The organism is Pseudomonas sp. A39 (assembly GCF_058145955.1).
In genome coordinates, this window is sequence record NZ_JBYVMD010000007.1 from 137,002 (window position 1) to 161,124 (window position 24,123).

A 24,123-nucleotide genomic window follows, 5' to 3' on the forward strand; every position below is an offset into this window, starting at 1 on the left:
CATCACGATCTCCTAGGCCATGATTTTTTGCGGCCCCAGTAAGACGTAGGCGGGTGGCGTTGGTCATGGGGTTGGAGAAGATTATGAGCACACCATCCTCGCTCCCCGAGCGCGTCAGTGTCACCAAGACCCTGCCCAAGACACTCAAGGGCATCAAGAAACGAGCCAAGAAAATCTGCCTGCCCGGCCAAAAGCATGCTGAGGCGCTTGATATCGTTGCGCGTCAACTCGGTTATCGCGATTACTACCAGGCACAGCAGAAGTTGGCATCAGGGGGGGGATTGCCGGAAACGGCATTGCACCAAACCCAGCACTCGGTCTTCCTCTCCGCCTATTGGCGGGACACGGATACCAGACCTCGTTCGGCGGGTTGTGAAACGCTGGAAATCTTTCTACCGCGTCCGTTGAACAGCATCGTGTCGAAGCACCAGGCAACCTACGCCCGCAACCTTGAGGGCTTCCGGCAAGAGGCGCCTGATCATTTTGAAATGATCTCCAATGCGAACAGTCAGACTCGGGCATGGGAGTTGCTGGTTCGTGCGGCGCTCACTCTGCAGTTCATGGAAGTAAGTGGACTGCGCCCGGCCACCTCCCAAAAGCAAAGGCAAGCGCTTGAGCTGCTCACTGACTTTCCATTGAAAGACCACGTTTCTTTGTGGGTCGATCCTGCATCGGGCGTGTGGGTCGCGTTGGACGAACCCTATGGGCACGTGAACAAGGTGTCGAATGTCACAATACGCGCTGCCTGGATCTCGGATAAGGCTCTGCACCTCACAAAGCTAGTCTGGGCAGGCCTGTACTACCCGGATAACGCTGTACCACATCTCATTTCCCCAACTGAGGCTTTGGTGGCCAAGATCACTGAAAGTCTCGAAGCGCTAACGCCAATTGCGACAATGCCCTCCAACGATCAACCGTGGCCTGGTACTTCCGAACCCTATAACGCTCGGTTCATCAGCCCTGCGAGAAAAGCGAGCGGTGTCGCTCGACGGGTTCGTCCTGGCACCACTTATGGCTTCAGCAAAGGCGCTGTTGAGTATCACCGGGAAGCGGGTCATCCATTGCTCTGGCGTCCTGAGAAGTCATTGAGCCAGCCTGATCACAAGCGGGTTGGGGCAGAACTTCAGTGCCTGATGATCTCGCCTATGCCCTTCAAGGCGTATGACAAGGTTCGCACGTGGTGCTCGACCCTGGAAAACTGGATGTTCTTGGAGTACCGGGAGGGCGATCGTGAGGTGGGTTTCTACGAGACCTATTACGGCGGCGAACCTCCCACGTACTCCTCGGCGCAAGATCAAGTCGCCGCTCTGAAGCGTGTCATTCAGATCGTTAGTGATGGTTATGGTGAATGCAAGCCGAGCCGAGACTTGTTGAAGGATTTGGACGGCGCTATGGCGATCATCGAAAGCCAAGTTGCTCAGTAGTCGCCTCAACCCGATAAATTAGCCGTCTACCGCCAGGCATGGCTATGGTGGTAGGCGACCTATGGGAAGCGCGTGTACGAGCTCCCGCCCTCGACCTTCAGTGAAAAGGATGTGTCACGTGATTCATGATCTGTTTTCGAAGCGTCAACGCCGGCAGCGCGGTGAAATGCCGGATGTTTTGCAGTGCGACACCCTGCCGATCGATTTGAAAAAGCAGGTGGGGATGTTGATTGAGCAGGCTCTCGGCAATTCGGAGACCCCAAATAGTTACATGGCTGCTCAGGTCTATGCACGGATAGTGCACGCCCTTGCAGAGGAGTGGGCTGAGCCCAACCTACTTCAGCATAGGTACGAGCGTTATTTCGAACGCTTCTTGGTAGACCTTTTTGTCAATGAGCCAGATGTTGAGCGCTCGCTTGACGTCATCGAGCTGGTGTTCCGATGTGCGGATCGTGAGGCTGGCAATCCTGAATATTATCCTGGACTCGATGGTCGAAAGCATGTGGATGACTGCATAGAAGAGCTGAACACCCGGTTCAAGGAGCATGGTGTCGGCTACGCCTTCGTGAACGATGAGATCATCCGAATGGACTCCGAAGTGATGCATACCGAGGTTGTCACGCCAGTCGTGCACTTCCTCAATGCTCCAGACTTTGAGGGGCCTCAGGAAGAATTTTTCACCGCCCACGCTCACTATCGGCACGGCCTTTACAAGGAAGCGATCACTGCAGCCAACAAGGCTTTCGAGAGCTCCATGAAGGTCATTTGCGAGCAAAAGGGCTGGGAGTACAAGAAGGGGGATACCGCTAGGAAGCTGATCATGATTTGCATCGATAGAGGACTGTTCCCCAGCTACTATCAAAGCCATCTTTCAGCCCTGTCCAACCTCCTTGAAAGCGGAGTGCCTGCCATTCGAAATAATGAAGGAGGGCATGGCCAGGGCGTTGAGGTGAAGACCGTAGAGCCTCACATCGTATCCTACACGCTTCACATGACCGCTTCGGCAATACTGCTTCTGGTCAACTCCGCCAACAGCATGCACAAGCGGTAAGTATCGAAATTGGCCTTCGCTTTTGAGGGCCACTTCCTTCTCCTCCAATTGCACAACATTTGTCTGCCTTGTGGTAGCGTCGCGCCTTTTCGCAAGGAGCAGGTGGTGCAGCAGTTGAAGACCTTCAAGCATGTCCACGCCCATGATGATGACGAATCAGTTCAGAAGCTTCTGAGCGCCTGGATCAAAGCTGTCGAACGCTACACGAAAGCGTTTAAAGACAACCCGTGGTGGTACAACGAGCGCGCCTCGCTGAGCGTCTTGGCAGGCGCTGCCTGGACTTTGAAGGACTGGTTCGCGCTTGAGGAATTCAGCACCATCAAGCGCATGCGGACGCTCAAGCCTGGCGTAGATGAGGGCCACCTGCGCAATGGACGTTGTGATCTGTTCATTCGCAACCCAGAAGAGAGCATCGCCATTGAGGCCAAGCAGGCCGTACAGCGGATAGGCGTCCGGGCGGATGGGGAAACCTATATGAACAAGGCCCTGAAAGCGGCATGGGATGACACGGGGGATCTTGGCCATTGGGAGGCTAATCGCCGATTCGCAGTGACATTCGTTGTGCCTACCATCCCCTTGAGCGAGGTTCGGATCGGTGCAGGCAAGCGGGTTCAGATCTGTCCTGACAAGGTCAAGGCCTCGCTGAATCGCTGGCTCACGGATGAACCCTATTTCCCAGGATGGTCATTGAAATCCACCCAGTTCGCCTACATTTTCCCGAAGCTGGGAAGTCCCGACTACGTTGAGGGGCACCGTTACTTCCCTGGCATTGTGGTGATCTTTGATGAGCGCCTCAGGGCAAATCAAATCCGCAGGCCCACTGAGGCCTCTGATGTGAAGGTCGCGCTGGCTTGATGCAGGCGCAAAGGTTCGCACCAGAGTCGGTTGTATGCCTTCGCGCGATATTTTATTGCGAAGAAAATCTCAATAGTTGTCAGTGTGTAAACTTTTAATATTATAATGGATATATAAATCTACTATTACTACTAATTATCATGGCATTCGCGCTAAATATTAACACCAACTACATCAACGACAACACTGGTCGAGAGGTTGAACTGCCAGGTCTTCTGACTCAAGACGGCCTATTGATTTCCCACCTCCGATACTTGGGCAGTTCACGACAGGTGAGCCGGAGCGCTTCATGGAGGGAGCGGAGTCGCTTCGCGATGAGGCTGCTCCTTTCCTACATTGCTGCTCATGAAGGCCGTTTCGAGAAAGGTACGCTTCTGCTTGAGGGTTTTGTTCAAGCCCTAGAATACGGCACCATCAACGTTGAGTCTCAGAGTGATCCAAGCGGTTTGTATTGGACGCCACGTGGTGCGGAAGATGTCAGGACTTTGCTTGGCCACATCACAAAGTACACGGATTGGCTCGCTGAAGAGCCACAATATAAAACTTCTCGGTTGAATCCTTTAGTGAGAGCTACGTCGGACGAGGAGCGATTGAACTGGTGCGCCTATTATCAGCAGCAAGCAAATGTCTTTCTGAACCACCTGGCCGATCCCGACGAGGCGAAGCGCAATAATACTTTCGCTCGGAAGATCCAGTCCAGGCGACCAGCTAAAGCTGGAGCGAAGATTGCAAAGCGGTTTCCTGAGTCAGAAATCAAAACTCTTCTGGAGAATGGTTTCGTTCTACGTAGTGCCGATCCGGATGCCACAGCGGATGACCTAATCGATTACAAGGGTCGAGCAATGACGATCCTCATGCATTATGGGGGGTTGCGTAAGAGTGAGCTGTTTCACCTATATCTGAGCGATATCATTTATGATCGTAAGCAGAAAGAGGTGATTATCCGAATTTGGCATCCTTCTGATGGACGGGTTGAATTTGCTGAAGGTTATTCAAATCGGCGTGACTACTTGAATAGGGAGTTTCGGCTTAAGCCTAGAACTGACTACAGGAAGTCCGACTCACGGGCTGCAGGGTGGAAGTCACCACTGTTAACTGATGGCTCTGATGGATACATTGAGGTTGTTTTTTACCCGCTATCAATGGCTAAAGTTTTTTTCCATAATTACATCTGTTATCTGAAGCAGCAGCGGGTAAATCCTACCAGGGGTTGTGACCACCCCTATGCTTTCACCAACAGTCAAGGAAATCCGGAGACCATGGCGAATTTCAATCGACAGCATAAAGCTGCTGTTCATCGAATTGGTCTAGAACATGCTAAGAAATACGGGACGAGCGAACACGGTCACAGGCATGCTTTTGGGTATCGTTTGGAAGAGGCTGGAGTTTCGCCACGCATTATTCAGAAGGCAATGCACCACAAAAGTATTGAGTCCCAAGAAACATACAAAGAGCCTACTGCAGCAGACATTCGTAAAGTATTTGCCGAACGTGAGCGCGCGAATCAAAACAAGCAGCAAGGATAGGGCTAGCCCCGCTTAGCTAGGGCAGCTGGCGAGATGGAGGGAGGGCGTTTTCAAGCCTCCTTCATTGCTGCGCTGATCATAGAATCCGTCGTAGGTCGTGCTTGAAACCTTCGGAAAGAGACGTCTAGCGGAAATGTTCGATATCAAAATGTAACAAAATATTGCGGAGCGACTCCTTTTTGTAACCCTTGGCGCACAAGCCTTTAAACGTATATTGCCACTCTCAATTCTGAATTGAGATTTTCTACGCGATTTTTGATTACCCAGCAGGGTGCGAGTTAGCTGGTTTTGAAGCTCGCGAGTTAAATTTAAAATTGCGATCTGATAATTCTGAATTGGTGTCAATATACTTATAAATCAAGGTGGTTCGATTTATAAGTGTATTGACAATGCCAATTTTCGGAGGGCTTTTGTTAGAAAATAATTTCGTATAGCTTATGTCGTCTCCTCCAGCTATACGCCAAGGCAGCACGCTAATGAATATATTTGATCAGGGTTTGAGTATTAGTCACGATTTTGAAGATAGTGGTGATGACGTTCGCGTTTCCAAGATTACGGGTAAGAGGCTGCCTACCCGTGTTACTCCAGGTAAAGTTCGCCCTTTATTGATTTCTGCGGACTTTTTAAGTTATGACGAGGCGTCTCTGCTTTGCGTTGCGAATGGGGTTGCTCAGAAGCAGCAATACAATGCGTTGCGAAAGAAATATCCCGAACTTCCAAGGAAACCCGACGTCCACTACGGCGGGGAGTGGGATACTTGGAATAGGTTCTTTGGTATTCCCGAGCCTTACGCCACTCTTGCTGAGTGCCGAGATGCGGCCCTGGCTATTGGGATTGAAGGATTGGCTGATTACAAAAAACGGCGGTTCGAAGATCCGAGGCTTCCAGCTGACCCATCGATCGTATATGAGAATTTTCCAAAGAAATTTGCAGAGTTCATTGGGAAGGAAATTCCTCCTTATGAGACTTATGCCGAAGCATCCGCGGCTGCCGTTCGGTTGGGCTTCACTTCGCGTGATTCATATCTTAGAAATAGAAAGAGAGATCCTAAATTGCCCGTCGGCCCTAGTTGGGCATATCCTAACGATTGGAAGGGGTGGGCTGACTTTCTTCAAATAAAAATCGAGTTTCTTATTACTCCCGAGCAACGTGGGTTCTATTCAACTTATGAGGAGTTTAAGGCGGCTGTTGCTAGGCTAGGCATTAGGACTCAGCGTGAATATCAGTTGGGTTACTTTAGGGATTCAAAGCTTCCTAGTCATCCTGACAATACCTATTTTGAAGAGTGGGAAGGTTGGAAGCGTGCGATGGCTGGGCGGGGTATTCACTATGATACTTGGCAAGAGGCAAGGAAAGCTGCTTTGCAACATCGCTTCTTCGGCTCTAAGGATTATCACGCCAGGTATAAGGTTGACGATCGATTGTCGTCAAATCCTATCAAGAAGTATCAGGATTTCCCAGGGTTTGACGTGTTCCTGTTGCCAGATGTTTACGATCAACTAGACGACATTCGTTTGGCATCAAAAATCCTCAAGATTAAAAGTCGAGATGATTATGAGGAAGCTAGGACGAGATTTCCTGTTCTGCCTGAAGCCCCTGATCTCCTTTTTGCGGATGAGTGGGTTAGCTGGCCAGATGCATGCGGGCTTCCGACGCCTTACAGCTATTCTGAGTTGCAGGAGCTCGCTCAGTTGCACAAGTGTAAGACCTTGGATGAATACCGAAAGCTTTGGACAAAGCTCAAAGATCCGCGCATGCCTTGGAAACCTGAAGATGAGTATGAGGAGTGGGTCAACGTTTATGAGTTCCTAGGTAATGACTTGCCAGCAAAACTCATCTATATGCCAGAGGAGTGTCGCTTGTGGCGTGACGATATTCAGATCCATATCAACAGCGCTCGGTCGAAAGGGCAGCGCGAGTTGTGGGTCTGCCGATTCGTTCGCGACTACATCATGCCCAATGGCCTAGGCAAAAGCGTCCAGGATTTTTTGACCGGTGGGCGTGCGGATATCAAATCGTTCAAGGCCTTCTTGGACACCTATGGGGAAACTCACCATGGCCGCCGGGCATGGTTTGCGATCAACGAATACCTGGAGGATGCGCTCAAACGCCACTTCACTGAGGAGGACGAGAAGGGTTACCTCTACCGGGTTGCCGGAGCTGCGAATCCGCTCGCAGGCGTTGAGGTCGAAGGCGGCAAGGCCCCACCCTCTGAGTCCGTCAAACCGGTGCTAGCCTACTTTTGCGTAGAGGAAGCTCGGAAGTGGATTGTTCCTGAAGACGCGACGAGTTTCCGAGATCTGAAGAACATCCAGTCGTTTGATGGTGACTATTACCCAGTCAATGAGTCGGTGATTGACCGTGATGATCCGAATTGTATCTACCGTAAGTCGGGTGACCAATATTACATCTGGTACCCAGTCCACTGGATGGCGCTATACACGTTGGTCTCGGTGCCTGCGCGAGGACGTCAGATTATGTACAACGACTCTGGCGAGGCCGATGAGTACATTGTGGAATTGGTGAGCGGTGCTCCTACCTGGGTAAAAAATACCAGGCGCTTGGCTACCCTTGGCAGGCAGCAAGGCTTTATCACTCATTCCGCTGAAGGCGACTGGGGGATGTACTTCACCAGTAACAAGACCAGCTACGATGGCGTTGGTTACAACGTAGCCTGGATTCCGGACAGGCTCGTGTACTGGCTGACGGTCTTGCGGGATTGGCAGCGGAAATATAACCCGGTGAGCCGCGTCACGCCTTGGATTGATTGCGCAACGCGTTGCAATCTCTCCAAGAAAAAGCTCGCCAAGAAAACGCCGAACGTCTTTCTGTTTCGAGGGTGGCGTGAAGACCAGCCACCTATCTTTGCTCCATCAATGACCTCGCGCTTGGCTGCGGCCCTGTACTTCACTCAGTCCAACAGTGTTGAGTTGGCAACCTTTGAGTCTGGAGGATCAAAGTCGGCCTTGAGTCGTTATAGCTCGATCTATACACCACACAGCATGCGCGTCTCTTTGATTACTGCCTACGTCCTGGATTTCGGGCTTCCGGTTTCGATCATCATGAAGATTGCTGGTCACTCGTCCATTGTGATGAGCCTCTACTACACCAAGGTCGGATCCGCGAAGCTCAGGTTCGAGATGGCTGAGGCTGAGAAGCGAGCTCTGCTGAGGAAGACCCAAGATATCCAGATCATGGTTGAACAGCAGCGTCTCGACGATTTGCAGGAGCAAATGGTTTCTAACAGCGAAGAGGCGCTTTCGGCAATTCTCTCCGGTCAGACGGGGACGCAGCTAGTGCGTGATTACGGCATTTGTCCATATGCAGGATCCCGATGTACGGACGGCGGAGAGAAACTCACCAGTAGCTCGTGGACGCCTGCGCCTGCAGGTTACATAGGGATCCAGAACTGCCCGCGCTGCAGGCATTTCGTGAGCGGCCCAGTGTTCATGGGAGGCTTAGCTGCTCTTTGGAACGAAATCAGCCTAAGCGCGAATCTCCTCTGGGAGCATTACAGCACATTGGAAAATGAACAACAGCAGCACCGTAACAGGATCCAAGAACTGGACTACCTCGAAGCACAGATGGAAGCCAGCGGGGGAGAGTTCGATGAGCTGGAGCGACTGCAGTGCGAGAGGGCCAACCGCAAGCTGCACTCCGAAATGGAAGGGGTCGCCACAAAGATGGATATGTACCTATGCGACATGCAGGCGATCACCAAGCTGATCGAGGACTCCAAAATTGCTTTGGATCGCCAGGCTCAATCGAAAGGCGCGGTCGCACATGGTGGTTCAGTGCAGCTCATTGCCTCGGATCGGAGCGAGCTTACGGTCGGGTACCGCGAGACATCACTTTTCCAGCAGCTCAATGAAGTTTGCGTGAACGCTACCATTTACCAGTCCGCATCGGCGGTAATGGCGACGCCTCGACGCTCCCAGATCATTGATCGTATGGCCATGCTCAACAACATCCGTCCCCGGATGTTCGAATTGAGCGAGTCCGAGCAGTTAGTGCTAGGCAACCAGGTAACCGACTTCTTTTTCAAGCGCCTCAACAGCCGGGTGCTGGTCGACCAGTTGTTCAGCGGCGAGTTGCTGCTGAGTGAGCTTCATGGCCCAGACGCAATATCCCACGAAGAATTTGCGCGGGTTCTGGCGAGTGGTGGTGAAGGATCTGAACGTGGCATTGGCCACAGTGCTCACAGCATCGAAACGGCGGAGTCCTGCTTTGCTGGGTAAGCCGCCCATGCTGCTCCAGGGTTCAGTACGAGCCCTTTCAGATTTCCCGCCTCTATTACGTTCTGCGTGCATATCGCAGTAAAGGAAATATATGTCTCCCGATGAAATGCTAGCTCGGCTGGTTGAGAAAGCGCCTCGGCAAAAGAAAACACTGGAGGCAATCTTTGCAGTCTGCAGAGAAATTCAGACCTCGGGGAGTACGGATTATTCCTACACCAATATCTCGCGATTGGGACAGGGGCGCGGGGTGCCCAAAAGCCAAAGCATCTACAACGAAACGGGCGTCAACTACCAGGCATTGATCAAATGCTTCGCCGCACAGCAAGGGACACGCAAGCGCTTCAGGCCGAGGGCGGGACATGCTTGGGCGGACGAGATTGAGGATCCTCGCATTCGGATCCTCGTTCAGCAGACGCTAGCAGAGCTTGCAGAAGCTCAGCGAGCGATCAAGGAGATTATTCCTCCTGGCACTGTGATCAAGGTAGATGATCGTACGGGTACGGCTCCGGACTTCAAGCTCAGCCGTCTTGAGCGTCGGGCCATTGAATACTTGAGGTCTGACGACTTCATTCAGGATTGGAAGCTTCAGAGGGGCGAGTCCGGTGATGTCCTTGATCCTGATGGTAAGGCAATTTTCAAACCAGCCACCATGCAAGCTATCGATAAGGTGCTGAAGATTATGTGAGCTTATAGGTGCCTCTGTAGGTGGGCATTTCTTGGATAAGGCTACTGTCGTTGACTTTCACGAAACTGATCATTCGCGGGGGCGTCTGAAGAATTTCACATGGGCAGGGGGTTCCCTACCCATGTGTGCAGCTTCAGATCAGCCCTTTGTCCTTCAGTTCTCGCTGGACACGGCGTTTAATTTTCGCGATCGGTGGGTCTTCGACAACTTTAGATTGCTGGTTGAAGAGCGAAGGGAATCGAGACTTGGCCATCGCTACAGGCACCAAGGCGAACGCCCCCCACTTCAATTGCCAAGCGTGAAACTCCGCTTCGGTCTCAATGACGTACAGAGGTTCATCAAAAACGTTACGGAAGTCCATGGCGCTAAACACCCCATGGCCGGGAGTTGGCACTCGAACCTCGCGTCCCCGCTTGTCCCAGCCAATGAAGTACGAGTCAAAACCAACCGACGTCCACGTACAATCATTCAGTCGTACATGGTCTACGCCCTCTTTTGGCAGTCTTAGGGCGCATATCTTCTGCATTAGGCCAAGGTAAAAATCACCGATGCGATCAGAAGGAGCGGTTCTGACGCAACCTTTGAAGTGGTTGTAATCGTGGTAGCCGAGCCTTTTAGCCAGGTAGTTGAGATACTGGGTGTGCTTAAGCTTTGGCGCATCCGCCACCTTCGTGTCTTTGAAGGTTTCCAGAATGGATTCAGCAGAAAAACTCATGACATTAGCTCCACTGTCATGGCCGTAAAAGCACCTTAGATAATAGACCCTTGCAGATCTGATGCGCTTTGCTGGGCTTGCTGCGAGCCGGGCTGGCCACGGGGGACTAATGTGATTGGCAGCTACTGCACCGTACTCTCCCACGCAGCAGGGCGGTGTACGGCGACCTGGGCTCTGGGCCCTGATCTGCAGGATAGCAAGTGGCGAAATTCTTGTACAAGTTCTTAATGCGAAATTGCACTCCACTTGACCACCCGCTTGCATTCGTTCTGACCAACGATTTGCATCGGATTTGACCAGCAGGCTTTGTCACCATGAGCGGCAGAGAACGGCCAAATGCAGCCATCCGGGATGATTGCTGAAGTAATCGAGCATCCTTCACTCCCCTGGTAGGCCTAAAGCTATGAGGAAAGTGAAGGAGTCAAGACCGCAGAACTCACGAGGATTCAACGAGGCAAGGTTTTCGTGCATAGAACAACCGGGCCATGATGCTGGTGTGTGCGACCGCAAACGGTCTTCTGTGTGCGTGATGCATCCCGCTTAATATACTTCCTGACTGACCTTAGCGTCTAGCTCTTTAGAAAAGTCGAATTCGCCCCATTTGGTGAACCAATATTCACTATACTTTTGAATTCTTAGCAGGTTGTTTGCAGGTACGCCGTACAACTGTAAAACTCTAATCTTGGTCTCATTACTCACGAAGGGGCATGCGATAAGATCTAGCGCTAAATGAATCATTTCAGAGTCACCGACCAACGAGTCCTGCTTCAGCCTAAACCTCTCCAATATGTGTTTTTCCAAAGCATTTCTTAGCAATGAATAACGAGTTTTGTTCTCCATATAAAAAAGAAGAGTTACTATGGAGAAATAATTCAAATTGGATTTCGCTTGATAGCACCCGTCTAAAAGTTCAAAGCCGAAGCTATGCCCAAGCACTTTTTCATCTATACGATAGTTTTTACCAAGCTGGCGCATTAAAACCAGAAGATACATGACCTCAATTTTCGCGCTTTTGCCATCTGAATTATGATCCATAACGCTCCGGCATCTTTCGTATATCACTTGCGAGATTAATGCCTCATAGCTGAGCCCTATGGTTTCAAGCTTATAAAAAGAAAGAACGCGCTGACATATTCGACAAAGCTTAATCGTTGTATTGACTTTTGGCGATACCGCATAGATAAAAAATACAAAGCCTAGAAGGGCTTCCATTGATTTTGAAAAACTTTTATCTACACCGCTAACTTTCTCTATTTTTTTGTAAGATTCAATCAAAGAGCCAATTTTTCGCTCGACTACTGAAAGAGAGTAATTAAGAATTTCGCCGTAGTTGACTCCAGAGGTTGCAAGAATGGACTTAAAGTCAGTTATAAGTGAAGACCTGCCAATATAGATCTGACCCCTTGGCAATGTTTCACCTTCCTTAACTTCTGAAGCGACCTCATAAGCTAGCGCACGATCAAAAAGATCAGAGATACGCTTTTTTGCGATAGATATCGGCGTGATTATAGGGCGCCCTAGGGTTTCCTCTTTCCCCTTATTTAATGATAGCTTATATAGTTTTAAGCTTTCCTGAAGTGTCATTTTTATTTGGTGACAGACTTCGTCACTATTGTAGAAGACGAAGTAATCATCTACATAGCGATAAATCTTAAAGTCTGAGTTGTGTACATATCCCTTTTCAAGCAACTTGCCTTCGATATCAATATCAACTGCCTGAAGGATTATTTCAGCGAAAATTCTTGAAACTTCCGGGCCGATTAGTATTCCATTCGTTTCGTTATGGTTCAACTTTTGCATCAATGAGTCAAATTTGCCAGCAAATGATCCTAATATAGATTTAAGATTCTGCTTTGCAAAATCTTTTCCGTATATCGCCCATGCTAGTGAGTGAGTATATATGCTATCAAAACACCCTGAAACATCAAATTTCGTAAGGGTTCTGAAATCGCGCTCGCTACGGAGGTGCTCTCTCGACTCGTAAAATTTGAAAACATTACTGAACCGTTCATATACAAAAAAAGATTTTAAGTTTTCATAATTTTCGCCATCTACTTCTACCAAAGTGTCAGTTTTATCCTGCCGCTCAATTTGCGAGCGAAAGTCAATATACGTACATCCAGCAACTCGCCTTGGTGAGCGCAGGCTGAATTCACTTCGGCCAGTGTAATAAATTATCAGATCTTTAAATTGGTCATAAAAATCTACCACCAGTAACTGGCCCTTTGGATGCATTAGCGACAACTGGCGCAACTGATCCTGCTTATGCGTAGTCGAGAAAATAAAAGGAACAGTATGGACAAGGTCTGATTTGTCTAGATCTATTATGGATACAGGTCTGCCCTTATCGGCAGCATGTCGAACAGCCGTAGTAGGCTGAACACCCAGAACCATTTTTACAAGGTTGTCTAGCACTTCATCGCTGTAGCGCCATGAAATTCTGTTTCCGTTAAATTTTATATCGTGCTCACATAGGAATCTATAAAAATATCTATTCGAAAAAACTATCGGGACTTCATATGGAAGCACATCAGACAATACTACCCGCTCTACAGGAAAGTTTATAGATAATGCTTTTTTTCTAGACATGCTTCCAACCTCGCGAAAGTTCTGAAAGCTGCTTAGAATCAAAATTTCTAAATAGTTTCTCTTTGAAACCTTTTTCAAAAGATAGCTTTGAGAGCTTTCTCGTCAATGATGGACTAGCTACACCTTTGATTTTATTGCGAAAGTAGTGATCTAGTCCGGATAGCTGACTCGTATCAGTTATATATTTATTGCTAAAGTAAATACCGATGAATGCGTTGCTTTTCCTATTAAACAAGCGCATATTTCCGGTTAAGAAAAGACACCTAAGCACCAACTCCTCTTCAGACTTCTTTGGGATGAATGTAAACTTTGAGTTGTAATCTGAGAAGGCCTTGTCGATACGCGATCTATATTTATTGATTTTTCTTTGGCTCAGTTGTACGCCGGAAGAGCTACTAGATAAGTCAAATGTATATCCAAGGTAATCAAATTTACCTTTGAACCCTTCTAGTAAATCAATGGGTTTCGTTTTATCGTTGAATTTTAGCCCCTTTCCATCAAGTATTTCGCTGAGAGTTTCTAAGTATTTCGCTGCAAGCTCCTTTCGCTGGGGGGCATACATAAGCACCATGTCATCAACATATCTGGCGTAATAAAATAAATTATCTTGCCGTCTAATTTCTGCGTCAATACTCGACAGATATATCTCAGATAGATATGCACTTATTCCTATGCCGCGCGGCAATCCGTTTTCATCCCCAGAAACGACGACGTAATCTTTCATAAGTCGCGTTAAAATCCTTTTAATTAGTACCGATAGTTCTGGAGCCTGGTGAATTCCATCAAGCAACTCTTTGTGTCTGACTGACTCATAAAACGACTCGACATCCGACCTTATTATATATTTTGGCACACCATCTAAAGCTAATGACTTTATTTGACTAACTAGTATGTCGCGTGGCGGCATGCGAAGCTCGTAAAGAACCTTCAGTGCTCTCTGAACAAATCTAATTGCAAGAACCTGCTCTAAACTATTCCCGACTCCGTAAACTTTTTTCCCTCCAACCAGAGCAGGTAGGAGAGCTACATTTATTCTGAATTCTTTTCCACTAACTATCTTAGAGACTCTTTCAAGCTCAAAGTCAACTAAACGTCCGTGCTGAATTTTGCGCTTTTCTATAACCATGGTTAGGCGCGACATACGCTTCTCATAGAACGCTGGCGTAATTTTTCCAGTGCGGAATCGGTACCTAGAAAAGGATTTAAGTTTGTTCAGTTCGTAGAGTTTGACTCTTATATCGAAGGCAGCAGGAATATATCGTTCTTCAAGATCGCCTCCTTTCTCCCTATCGCCTTTAAGTAAGTCATTAAGATTTTTTATTGAAAAAGACTGATCCATAGACAAGATGATCCTTCCATAATTTATTCTCACTAACTGTCTATTTCGATATGCTCACTAACGGACTGTACCCGATTTGCGAGTCAAAATACCGGTCTTAAGCTAGATTTAGCTAGGCAATGCTCGTTTGAGTAGCTCCCCCTCCCAATGCTAAATTTTGAACGAATCCGCGATTGGTTAAAGAGTCTCTGACTTTTTTCTGGTAATCCGATTGGGCGCCTTTGGCCGTTTTCTACTGTTGCTGCCGGTCGTTAATGGCTGCTATTGGCCGATTCTGTTGAAAAAGTCGGCTTCGAATTCCACGGCAGAAAAGTACGCGCCTGAGATTGAAATCTGAGTTTTGCGCAGAGGTTCAGGAGTCGAATTTCACGTAGCAGCGTGCAAAAGAGATGTTTTCATCCATCAATATTCGAGCGTTTTGGGCAAGCCGACTTTTTCAACAGAATCGGCCGATAGCCGTCTTCCGCTCCGACAATGGCGCGTCCTGTTCTACTCTCCGATCAGACCTCATGCCCTCCAGCTCAAGGGCATTTCGAACACTTTGGCAAGCCGAGCCAGCTTCTCGGCAGATCTGGCAGAAATGCCGCAGATCATTGTATGTGACCATGCCGACAGGCTATCGCTGCAGGGTGACTCCGTCTTTGAGGAATTCGTTCGTACCCGATGGAGAACGCGGTGATTCATCGGATAGTAACCTTGAGTAGCAAGGGAGCAAGTACTCACTTGGCCCCCAATGCTGAGATGGCTGAGGTCGTTTTGAACGACTGGTGTCGAAGCTGAGATCTGGCGCCATGCTTGCTTAAGATATCAATGGCAGCTGGCCGAAATCCTTGAAGACTCGCTTGGCTGCTTCAGTCGAAGGGAGAAGCGTTACCGCGAACGCACTACGGTTTTTCAGGTCGCGATCAAGGGCGGCAGGCGACGTAGGCGCCGCACCGTAGCGTAGAAATTGGCGGCCTAATTGACCTAGTTGGTGGAATCGCGAGGCAGTGATGGTGGCTTTTTGCGACTGCGGCATGAAAGTGCTGGTAGCATATACCGGAATATTGAATGGTTACTGTATTTATATACAGTTTAGGAATAACGGTTATGTGCCCTTGCCAATGCCAGGCTGACCCTTGGCATTGATTTGCTGACGCGTGTCCAAGGGGAGATGCGTGTGCTCGATAGCGAGTCGCTGGTCAGGGAAGCATGCGTAACATTGGAATGGGTATGGAAACGACGCAATCCCAAGATGCGGCGCCAGTTGGCGACGCTCCCTTGCCGTTCGACGCGACACTCTTGTTCAAAGCCCTCCAGTACCAGTTGCTCGTCGCTGTTGAGTATTGCCATGACTTGGCATCCGACGAGTGTCTGTGGTTGGAGGTAATGGGGGACGTCACCGTTCCTGGAAGAGTTCAGACTGAGGTGAAGCTCTATTCCGGGAGCCTCACCGACAGTCACGCCAACTTCTGGAACACGGTGAAAAACTGGCTCCATGAGAAGTTTGATCGCACGTCCTTCAAAAGCTTGGTGCTGCTGACAACGCAGGAGTTTGGCTCGCAAAGTGTGTTGAAGGGATGGAACACAGCTTCACCAGCAGAGCGGCTTGCGATCATGGAGAGCATCGCAGGGCCTTCTCAAGCTGGCGGTGACCAAAATGCAGGTACCGAACCTGAGACAGGGGAAGCCACTTCCAAACCTTCAAAGTCCCAGTCGCTTCAGCAGCAGGTGATGGCGTCCGAGCGCCGTGACGCATTGATGGAGGTGCTGGAACGGATGCGAATCACCACGGGCGCCGAGTCATTGGAGCAACGCCTCAAGAGCTACGAGACGCGCCATCTCAAGCCCATTCGACCTTCCAAACAGCAGCAATTCATCTACGAGCTGCTGGGCTTTATGTGCAGTCCCGAACTGGTTATCGGAGGGTGGAAGATCACCCACCAAGCCTTTACAGACAAATTGTCAGAGCTCACCCATCGGTACATGAAGCACCCGCAAACCTTCCCCAAGGTCGACGTGGCAGCGCTCAAGAAGAACATCGACGTCGAAGAAATTCGGCCCATGCCGTTCGCCCAGAAGATCGTGGAGTTCGGTGGAGAACAGTACCTTAAGAGGGCAGCCCTGCACCGTGTTGTTGCCCAGACGACGATCTCCGATCTCTATCAGGACGGGGTGCTGTTCAAGCACATGTTGGACACATATCTGAGCAATCACCTTACCCAACACCAGTTTGGGCGTGAGCACGCAATGCTCGGCTGCCTGGGGGTTAGCTGCCAGACCCAGTTGAACACCCAGTCCTTGATGTTTTTCCTGAATCGCAACGGTCTACCCGCTGAGCCTTTCTGTGGCTTGGAGCACACGATGATCGAATTTCGTAATGGCATCTACCACATGCTCGCCGGAGAGACGCCTGAGGACGAAGATGACGAGTTCCACTGGAGGCTCTGGTAATGAATACCCAAGTCTCTGATCACCTATACACCCTGCACAGAACGCCTTTCGCCCTTGCACCTGTCATCCAGAGCTTTTATCAGCACTGGGAGCCGATCGAGAAGGATGTCCTTCTGAGCTACCTCATTCTTCCCTTGGTGACCTACAAGCCGATGCATGGCTTCCTGCACCGAGCTCGGCGGGACAGCTCCATCCGCACCATGGCTGCCGACGTGGAGCGGCTCATTGGGCTGGCCATGCGCGTGAAGGAATTCAAGCCGATCACCAATGCCGCGCTGCTCATCCTGGCCGCTGAAAAAAGTCTAGAAATCACGTCCAATCTTTCTGTGCGGACGCTCCAAAACCCTCGGTCGGCGAACGCTGACAAGGCGCTGATGAAGTACGGGCAAAAACTGGCGATGGTGCTGTCCGGGGAAAACGTTGTTTCTATCTACAGGATGTTGGGGCTTAAATCACTATGAAGTGTTATGTAGAGTACATCGGTGTCGTAGATAAAGAGAACGGTGTCCACCACGTTCCCTTCAAGCCCGGTCTCAACATCGTGACTGGCAGGTCGTCCAAGGGGAAGAGCGCGATCCTGGACATCTTTGATTATTGTTTGGGAAGCTCTGAAGACACGATTCCAGAGGGCATTATCACGGATCGCGCCAAGCTTTTCTTCACCGTGTTGCGTTTCCCAACCATCTCGGTCGTCACTGGGCGGGAGGCGTCCGGTAACCGCTGCTTCTTGCGTGAGATTTCCGGGTCAGCGGTAGACAATGTGCTTGAGCTCATTGAGGGCGTGGACACTTTCTTCTCCTCAAATTTCTTCCAGTATAAGAGCGAATTCATCAAGAGCGTTGGTCGCTACTTCGGCGTTACCCTGGAGAACATCGACACAGATCCACTGCAAAAGGAAATGACTGGCAAGTGGAGCGCGACTCCCTCGGTGCGCAGTTTTGCTTCGCTCATGCTGCAGCATCAAAACCTTGTGGCCAACCGGCATGCGATCTTCTACAGGTTCGAAGAAAAGCGTAAACGCGACCAGGCGATTGACCAGTTCAAGATCTTTATGAACATCGTTGGTGAGGACTATTTTGACCTGGCCAAGCTTCGCACCGAGGCCCTTTACGAGCTCAAGCGCGCCAAGGCCCAGATACCCAAGCAGGACAAGGTCAAAGGCGAATACCTGACTGAATTTTCTAATCTGCTGAAGGAGTACGAAGCGTTTGCCGGTCAGCCGCTGACCGAGCTCACACCAGAGGAAATTTGGGGTAAGCCCAAGCCCGCCCTTGAGCGCTTCACAGGGATCTCTGTAAGAGTCGATGGCCTTTCCAGTGCCTTCGAAACCAGGAGGACTGAGCTGCGGGAACAAAAGGCCGAGCTGATGTCCAGCATTCAGAAAGCGCTTAACACCCGTTATCTGCTGAAGGTGTCTGGAGAGCAAGCATCGGGTTTCGCTGATGCACTCACTGCGTTGCCGATCCCCAAAGCGGTCAACCTGGAGCATGCCGTATGTCCCGTTTGCGCATCGCCATCGGAGGTGGCAGAAGATGAGGCGGGTAAGCTGTCGGCGGCTATCCACTGGCTCAATGGCGAACTCAAGGTGTCGACCTACGCGCGTGAAGGCTTTGGCGAGGAGCGCCGGGCGATCGACGACGAGCTCAAAAAGCTTCGTGCTCAGCTTGCAGTGGTTGAGCAGGCACTCAAGCCCCTGGACGATGAGGCTGAACGGTTGGAGAAGTCCAAGTCAGTCGACGGTGGCGCTCAGAAGGCGAAGATCAAGCTCGAATTGGCTGTAGAGAAACGCATCGCGAACCCTCCATCTGAAGTCAGTGGCATGGTCGACTTCTGGCAAAAGGAGGTCGATAAGCTTGATGAGCAGATGGCGCAATATGACGTCGAGTCGAAGCTGTGGGCTCTGCAGAACGACATTAATGCGAAAATGAAGGCCCTTGGAAAGGACTTTGATTTTGAAGACACCTATAAGAGCGGCTCACTGAAATTCGATGTTGAGACTTTTGATCTCTGGCACGAAAGACCCGTTGCAGGAGGCCTTGTCAAAAAGGTATTCCTGCGAAGCATGGGCAGTGGTGCCAACTGGTTGTATTCCCATCTGACCCTGTTCATGGCGCTGCACTACCAATTCGCCGCACATGCAAAGTGTAAGGTGCCGCCGATCCTGTTCCTGGATCAGCCGACCCAGGTTTATTTCCCCTCGACGGACGATGCGGAGCTCTTCAAAGCAGATGACCTGCGTGGGGATAGGAAGACCGCCAAGACGGTAGATGAGGACATCAATGCCGTCTCCAAAATGTTCACCAACCTCGCAAGGTTCTGTGACGTCACATTCAAGGAAACCGGCGTAATGCCGCAGATCATTGTGTGTGACCATGCTGACAACCTGCCGCTGGAGGGGGAATACGTCTTTGAAAAGTTCGTACGAGCCCGGTGGAGAACACGAGGCCTGATTGAAGAGTGACCTAAGGAGAGCCAAGGGAGTAGTACCTCCCTTGGCCCATATACTGATGATGGCCAAGGCTGATGTTGAATCTGAAATCTGGCGCCAGGATTGCTCGCAATACGCGGGGCAGTTGGCGTCAATGCTCGATGATGCGCTTTGCTTTTTCGGTCGAAAGCCTGGGCTGGATGATCTGACGCGCATGCACCTCGTCATGCTGACCAACCTCGGATTTGAGCTGCTTGGAGAGGCGTTGGAATGCCACTCTAGGGAAGCCTGGCATGTGCGTCATCCCGACTTTATCGAGCTCCGCTGGCAGCTTCGGATGCACCTGAAGCGATATTTAGGGGAGCGACTTGTCCGCGACGGCTTTGCATTCAGTTCGATCCGCGATGAGCATTTCGCCGATGACCTTGGGCTCTGAGACACAGATTGCCTTTTGTAAGCCAGTGGTGGGGCAATTTTCGTGGCAGGCTTGGGTTCCCAGGCATACGCTTGGTATCAAGCCAGTCTATGGCCTTCTCAACACTGGAGAACGTCCGTGCCCGCAGATCACGACCCGACTGCCCCCAACGAATCAGTAAGCCTCAGCATTAACGCTGACCTGCTCGAAAAAGGAGCGAAGTTGGATGTGAACCTCAGCGCCATGCTTGAACAAGCTTTGCTTGACGTTATTGCTCAACGTCAGTGTGATCCGGGGCCAGAAGGTACCTGGGAAGCCAAGCCATCTTCATCAGTAGATGCGATCGATCCGGTGATCCTGGCCGCAGCTATTCAGTTATTTGGCAACGAACCCCGTGCGGTTGAGTGGCTGTCCACACCCACTCGCGCACTCGGCGTTAAACGCCCTGTTGATGCGGATGTCGAGCAGGTATTGGAGTTGATCGCACGCCTGGAACACGGCTTGTGCACCTAGCTCCATTTCCTTGGCCTCAGCCGATCGCAGCGTTCTGCCTCGCTATTGCACGTCATTCATATGACTTGAGATGACTGAAAAACGTCCAGCGTATTGTTGTTGGCTCCGCCATTTTTGCGCGACCTGGCATGACGCTGTTTTGGAGTCGTGACGCGGGGGCGTTCTGGCCAATTGAAGCTCACCTTGGAAGGTCGGAATTCTGCCGGAATGCTCTGGTAACGTCGGACAAACTTATACTAATGCGACAAAAGAGTCGAATTTGCGACTACTTGAGCACCCTCCCTCTTGAAAATTTTAAAGCGCGACGGAGTTCTATATTTGAAGGCAAGAAGAAAGCGGTATTGACTTAGACACCTGTGTATTTCACAGGGTACAGCCGGCTTTTACATCTGATTCTTCCGGCTTCTAAACCACATGGTTTGAAGCCTGACAGTGAAGCGGAGGTTGACAGGGGAGTTGGGCAGCGTGGGGAGATCGCTTTACTTTGCAGCCGTGGCTGCTGCTTCTGCTTTGATTACAAACCAAACGTAAATTTTTTAAAAAATTCTATATATAGTGTTCTTTATCTGTTTTTGTGCGTTTTTTGTCTACGTGTAGTGCTTTTGCGTTCATTGGCAACCTTTGTCAGAGGAGGTCGTGCCAGCCTCGCAGCAGGAGTTGCTTTGACTCTGAAGTCATGAGTGATCTAGCGGTACGTGTAAAATGCCTCCCTTGAGCGTCCTATGGCCCGTTTACGGTATTCACCGTGAAATTGAAGTGCTTGAGATCTGTGAAATGAGTGAGACCCTAAGCGAAGAAGAGATGAGGGCCGCGTTGTTCGGCAACATGGGTGGCCCTGTCGGCGAGCCGATTCAGCAGCAGGCCACGTTGCTAGAGGCTTTTAAGCCATCCAGGGTTAGACGCCTGTCTTCCAGGTTGCGTGTCATTTTGCACGTCACTAAGGACTTCGAAGGGCCGGAAGACGTGTTCACTCATGATGCCGATACCCTCAGCACATTGATTGCGGAAGCCGAAGCGAAAGCGGCGGCTAGAAAAAAGAAGTATCGATATTTCAACGTAATCTCAGTCACCCCTGTTCAAGTTTTAGTATGCGGCATCCCTGGCTGGGGGCGGTGAGCGGGGCATGCCATTCATTGCCTGTTTCAGTCGTGCCCGCAGCAGGCGTGTTTTCAAAGCCCAGGCGATTTTAGTAAGGCGATCACTAGTAGTGGAGCAGGGTTTGGTGAACGGGCTACCTCCGCAGACTATTCACCATTGAGAGCGAACCATCATGCCTTCACACCATGAGCAACGGCCCGACACTGTGGTCTGTGGTAACAGAAAGTGTTCGAGACCCCTCAGCTTCTCGGATTACCGCTACGGGTATGTCCACGACGACGTGAAATCGGAAAGCATCCATTGGAGGGCATACCCGCTCCTCGATGGTGATTCAGTGTTGTGTACCTGTGGCCATTTTACTGCTTACTACGATCCAGCCGTTCGTACTCCGCCGGCACTCTAGCCGGCACTCCTGGAAGCCAGTCTTATGCCAATCGTTGCTGCAGTGTTTGATGCTTTCGGGACTGTGGTTCACATCAGGCGCAAGCACCATCCATTCCGGAAGCTGCTGCACATTGGTGCTCAGCAAGGTCGCAAGCCAAGCGTTTCAGACCTCCATTGCCTGATGACGTCGAGCCTGTCCCTGGAGAGGGCTGCTGAAGTTTTCGGCATTAGATTGAGCTCGCAGCAACTGATGGCGTTGCAGGATGACCTCCTTGATGAGCTGGAGTCGATCTCGTTGTATGCCGATGCCGTTGAGGCGCAACAGTTACTAAAGGCAGAGGGAATGGTGATGGGGGTCTGTTCGAATCTGGCCGCGCCCTACGGCCCTGTGCTCAGGCATCTGCTGAACGACATGGATGGGTTTGCCTTGAGCTATGAGGTCGGGCTTATGAAGCCTCATGAGGGAATCTATCGCGAGATCTGCCGTCAATTAGGGGCACGCTTGGGGTCGGATTTGACTACCTCCGGTGACAAGGTCGTGATGGTCGGCGATTCCCTGCAATGTGATCAAAAAGGCCCTAGGGCTGTCGGGATTTCCGGGCACTTTTTGGATAGAACGGGAGCTGGATCTCTCTCCGATCTCGTTCAGTTTGCAGAACGTGTGATCAAGGGTAAGCGTCTTGGGGAAAGCAGGGGTTGATGGGGCCGCCGGTTTAGGGCGCATCCGGCAGCTCTCGCTTCCATAGAAAGCTGACAGTTGATCTGCTGATTCCCAGCTGTCGGGCTGTTGCTGCCTGGCTCAACCCAGATTCCTTGCACGCCTGAACCTTCTGCAGCTTTATCAGATCCGCTGGACGTGCGGGGGGCCTTTTAACGACCTCGGTGCCCACGATCTGTGCAGCGATGTCATCCGGGGTCACCCGCACCTGAAGCGCCTCCAATTCCTCTCTAGCCTGGGCCAGTAGATCAGCGCTCGGCTGCTCGTCACGCGTACCCAGTACCAAGGCCATCAACGCCACTGGGCTCAGTTCGAGCGCAGCCGCAAGCTCAATGAATTTATCCAGGGTAGGAGAGCTCTGGGCACTTTCAATTTTGGTCAGATAGGTGCGGGAGGTTGCCTGCGCCATACCCTCTTGAGTCAAACCCAAGCTACCACGAACTGAGCGTATGACTGCTGCAAGCGCGGGCCTAATCGACGTCAAGTCGTTGTCCTCAAAAACTGAGGATGTAGCCACGTCGGCGTGTACAGTTACACATCATATAGTGTATAAAGCTGTCCGAAGGCGCTTTTGCGCCATGTGTTGCTCTGGGCTGGCCGGCGATGATGAGCCCGCGTGGGGCCGAGCCTGCACATGCCAAGCGCCCTTCGTCATGCTCCTCAGGGGGCTCCTGACGATCAATTAACCCCTAAATCGCGTCGCAACCATCCTTTCCGAGAGGTTGCCAGTTCAATGGAGGTCAGGGTTTGAGAGTGCGGATTTATTCTGACCTGCACCGAGAGTTTGACGGTTGGGAGGCCCCGGATTGCACTGGCGTCGACCTCGTCCTATTGGGGGGCGACATTGACAAGAAGGGGCGAGGTGTCAGTTGGGCCAATTCGGCGTTCGAATGCCCAGTGGCCTACGTCAGTGGTAACCACGAATTTTACGACGGCCATGTTGATCGAACGCTGCAGAAGATGAGGGACGCCGTCTCTGGCCACGTCCACATTTTAGAGAATGAAACCCTAACGCTTGGCAATCTCAGGATCCTGGGCACGACGGGGTGGACTGATTTCACGTCGACAGGTGACCAGGTGGCGGCGACCAATATGGCCCGGGAGTGGATGAGCGACTTCAAATACATTCGTACTGATTCAAACTACAGGCGTTTGCGGCCCGATGATGTCATTGCCAAGAACCACGTCGCCAAGGCTTGGCTCCGTGAGGAGCTGGCAAAAAAATTTGAGGGCAAAACACTCGTGCTGACACATCACTCACCATCTCCGATGGTGATCGGTAACGAGCACGAAGGCCATCTCACAGCCTCCTATGCAAACGACTGGAATGAGCTCATTGCTCAGGCGAATGTGTGGGTATTTGGCCATACGCACTACGCCGTCGACGTTGAGTTAGCTGGCTGCCGGGTGATCTCGAACCCTAAGGGCTATCCAAATGAAAACACGGGCTTTGATCCCTATTTCGAGATCCAGATTTGATGGTTAATCACTTGAGCAAGCAACCTTTGTTCGCTCTCGATTCCGATTCCCTTGTGCGGGACTTTCCCTTTGAGGTAATCCAGGCGCGGGGCATTGATTGGAATGTCCCTATCGACGCGTTCTTAGCCGATGCTGCTCGGGCCGGGAGGCGATATGCCGCTTTGGTCTACGGCGATCGATCAGGGGTGAATCAGGATGGCATGACCATCGCGACACCGCCTCTTGAATATGTC

Annotated in this window: 18 protein-coding genes; 14 read left to right on the forward strand and 4 right to left on the reverse strand. The window is 50.8% G+C overall.

Annotated features, from left to right (window positions below):
- The first annotated feature begins 83 nt into the window (after positions 1 to 83).
- The 6 genes from AC3ZU9_RS07750 (at position 84) to gmtX (ending at position 9,779) form a co-directional block, all read left to right on the forward strand.
- Complete coding sequence (locus AC3ZU9_RS07750; protein ID WP_490090520.1) at positions 84 to 1,424, forward strand: DUF5623 domain-containing protein; 1,341 nt, start codon at positions 84 to 86, stop codon at positions 1,422 to 1,424.
- A gap of 109 nt (positions 1,425 to 1,533) precedes the next feature.
- Entirely contained in the window at positions 1,534 to 2,475 is a 942-nt protein-coding gene (locus AC3ZU9_RS07755) for an abortive infection family protein (protein ID WP_490090521.1), read from the forward strand.
- A gap of 105 nt (positions 2,476 to 2,580) precedes the next feature.
- Entirely contained in the window at positions 2,581 to 3,330 is a 750-nt protein-coding gene (locus AC3ZU9_RS07760; RefSeq protein ID WP_490090522.1) for a hypothetical protein, read from the forward strand.
- 140 nt (positions 3,331 to 3,470) lie between these two features.
- Positions 3,471 to 4,856, forward strand: a complete 1,386-nt coding sequence (gene gmtY, locus AC3ZU9_RS07765; RefSeq protein ID WP_038453558.1) for a gamma-mobile-trio recombinase GmtY — start codon at positions 3,471 to 3,473, stop codon at positions 4,854 to 4,856.
- Between the two features lie 476 nt (positions 4,857 to 5,332).
- Complete coding sequence (gene gmtZ, locus AC3ZU9_RS07770) at positions 5,333 to 9,094, forward strand: gamma-mobile-trio integrase GmtZ (RefSeq protein ID WP_490090523.1); 3,762 nt, start codon at positions 5,333 to 5,335, stop codon at positions 9,092 to 9,094.
- Positions 9,095 to 9,185: 91 nt separating this feature from the next.
- On the forward strand, positions 9,186 to 9,779 hold the full coding sequence (gene gmtX / locus AC3ZU9_RS07775; protein WP_038453555.1) for a gamma-mobile-trio protein GmtX: 594 nt from the start codon (positions 9,186 to 9,188) through the stop codon (positions 9,777 to 9,779).
- A gap of 133 nt (positions 9,780 to 9,912) precedes the next feature.
- Here gmtX and AC3ZU9_RS07780 read toward each other — a convergent pair whose 3' ends face one another.
- From AC3ZU9_RS07780 to drt3a, 3 genes are all read right to left on the reverse strand, one after another.
- Positions 9,913 to 10,494: a hypothetical protein gene (locus AC3ZU9_RS07780; protein WP_038453552.1), complete on the reverse strand. Its 582-nt coding sequence runs from the start codon at positions 10,492 to 10,494 to the stop codon at positions 9,913 to 9,915.
- A 540-nt stretch (positions 10,495 to 11,034) separates the two neighbouring features.
- Positions 11,035 to 13,083, reverse strand: a complete 2,049-nt coding sequence (gene drt3b, locus AC3ZU9_RS07785) for an antiviral reverse transcriptase Drt3b (protein ID WP_038453550.1) — start codon at positions 13,081 to 13,083, stop codon at positions 11,035 to 11,037.
- Positions 13,076 to 14,422: an antiviral reverse transcriptase Drt3a gene (drt3a, locus tag AC3ZU9_RS07790; RefSeq protein WP_490090524.1), complete on the reverse strand. Its 1,347-nt coding sequence runs from the start codon at positions 14,420 to 14,422 to the stop codon at positions 13,076 to 13,078. The genes drt3b and drt3a overlap by 8 nt, the downstream gene beginning before the upstream one ends.
- Before the next feature lie 1,212 nt (positions 14,423 to 15,634).
- Here drt3a and AC3ZU9_RS07795 point away from each other — a divergent pair.
- The 7 genes from AC3ZU9_RS07795 to AC3ZU9_RS07825 all read left to right on the forward strand — a co-directional run bounded on the left by AC3ZU9_RS07795 (position 15,635) and on the right by AC3ZU9_RS07825 (position 22,393).
- On the forward strand, positions 15,635 to 16,855 hold the full coding sequence (locus AC3ZU9_RS07795; protein ID WP_490090525.1) for a hypothetical protein: 1,221 nt from the start codon (positions 15,635 to 15,637) through the stop codon (positions 16,853 to 16,855).
- Positions 16,855 to 17,316 (forward strand): three component ABC system middle component, encoded by a 462-nt coding sequence (locus AC3ZU9_RS07800; RefSeq protein WP_490090526.1) that lies wholly within the window; start codon positions 16,855 to 16,857, stop codon positions 17,314 to 17,316. Before AC3ZU9_RS07795 ends, AC3ZU9_RS07800 begins: the two co-directional genes overlap by 1 nt.
- Entirely contained in the window at positions 17,313 to 19,316 is a 2,004-nt protein-coding gene (locus AC3ZU9_RS07805; RefSeq protein ID WP_490090527.1) for a DUF3732 domain-containing protein, read from the forward strand. The genes AC3ZU9_RS07800 and AC3ZU9_RS07805 overlap by 4 nt, the downstream gene beginning before the upstream one ends.
- Positions 19,317 to 19,347: 31 nt before the next feature.
- Positions 19,348 to 19,719, forward strand: a complete 372-nt coding sequence (locus AC3ZU9_RS07810) for a hypothetical protein (protein ID WP_490090528.1) — start codon at positions 19,348 to 19,350, stop codon at positions 19,717 to 19,719.
- Between the two features lie 117 nt (positions 19,720 to 19,836).
- Positions 19,837 to 20,211, forward strand: a complete 375-nt coding sequence (locus AC3ZU9_RS07815) for an antitoxin Xre/MbcA/ParS toxin-binding domain-containing protein (protein ID WP_490090529.1) — start codon at positions 19,837 to 19,839, stop codon at positions 20,209 to 20,211.
- A gap of 774 nt (positions 20,212 to 20,985) precedes the next feature.
- Positions 20,986 to 21,327, forward strand: coding sequence for a hypothetical protein (locus AC3ZU9_RS07820; protein ID WP_490090530.1), 342 nt, complete (start codon positions 20,986 to 20,988; stop codon positions 21,325 to 21,327).
- A 409-nt stretch (positions 21,328 to 21,736) separates the two neighbouring features.
- Complete coding sequence (locus AC3ZU9_RS07825) at positions 21,737 to 22,393, forward strand: HAD family hydrolase (protein ID WP_490090531.1); 657 nt, start codon at positions 21,737 to 21,739, stop codon at positions 22,391 to 22,393.
- A gap of 13 nt (positions 22,394 to 22,406) precedes the next feature.
- Here AC3ZU9_RS07825 and AC3ZU9_RS07830 read toward each other — a convergent pair whose 3' ends face one another.
- Complete coding sequence (locus tag AC3ZU9_RS07830) at positions 22,407 to 22,886, reverse strand: helix-turn-helix domain-containing protein (RefSeq protein WP_490090550.1); 480 nt, start codon at positions 22,884 to 22,886, stop codon at positions 22,407 to 22,409.
- A gap of 272 nt (positions 22,887 to 23,158) precedes the next feature.
- Between AC3ZU9_RS07830 and AC3ZU9_RS07835 the strand changes: the two genes are divergently transcribed.
- Positions 23,159 to 23,890, forward strand: coding sequence for a metallophosphoesterase (locus AC3ZU9_RS07835; RefSeq protein WP_490090532.1), 732 nt, complete (start codon positions 23,159 to 23,161; stop codon positions 23,888 to 23,890).
- Positions 23,891 to 24,123 lie beyond the last annotated feature (233 nt).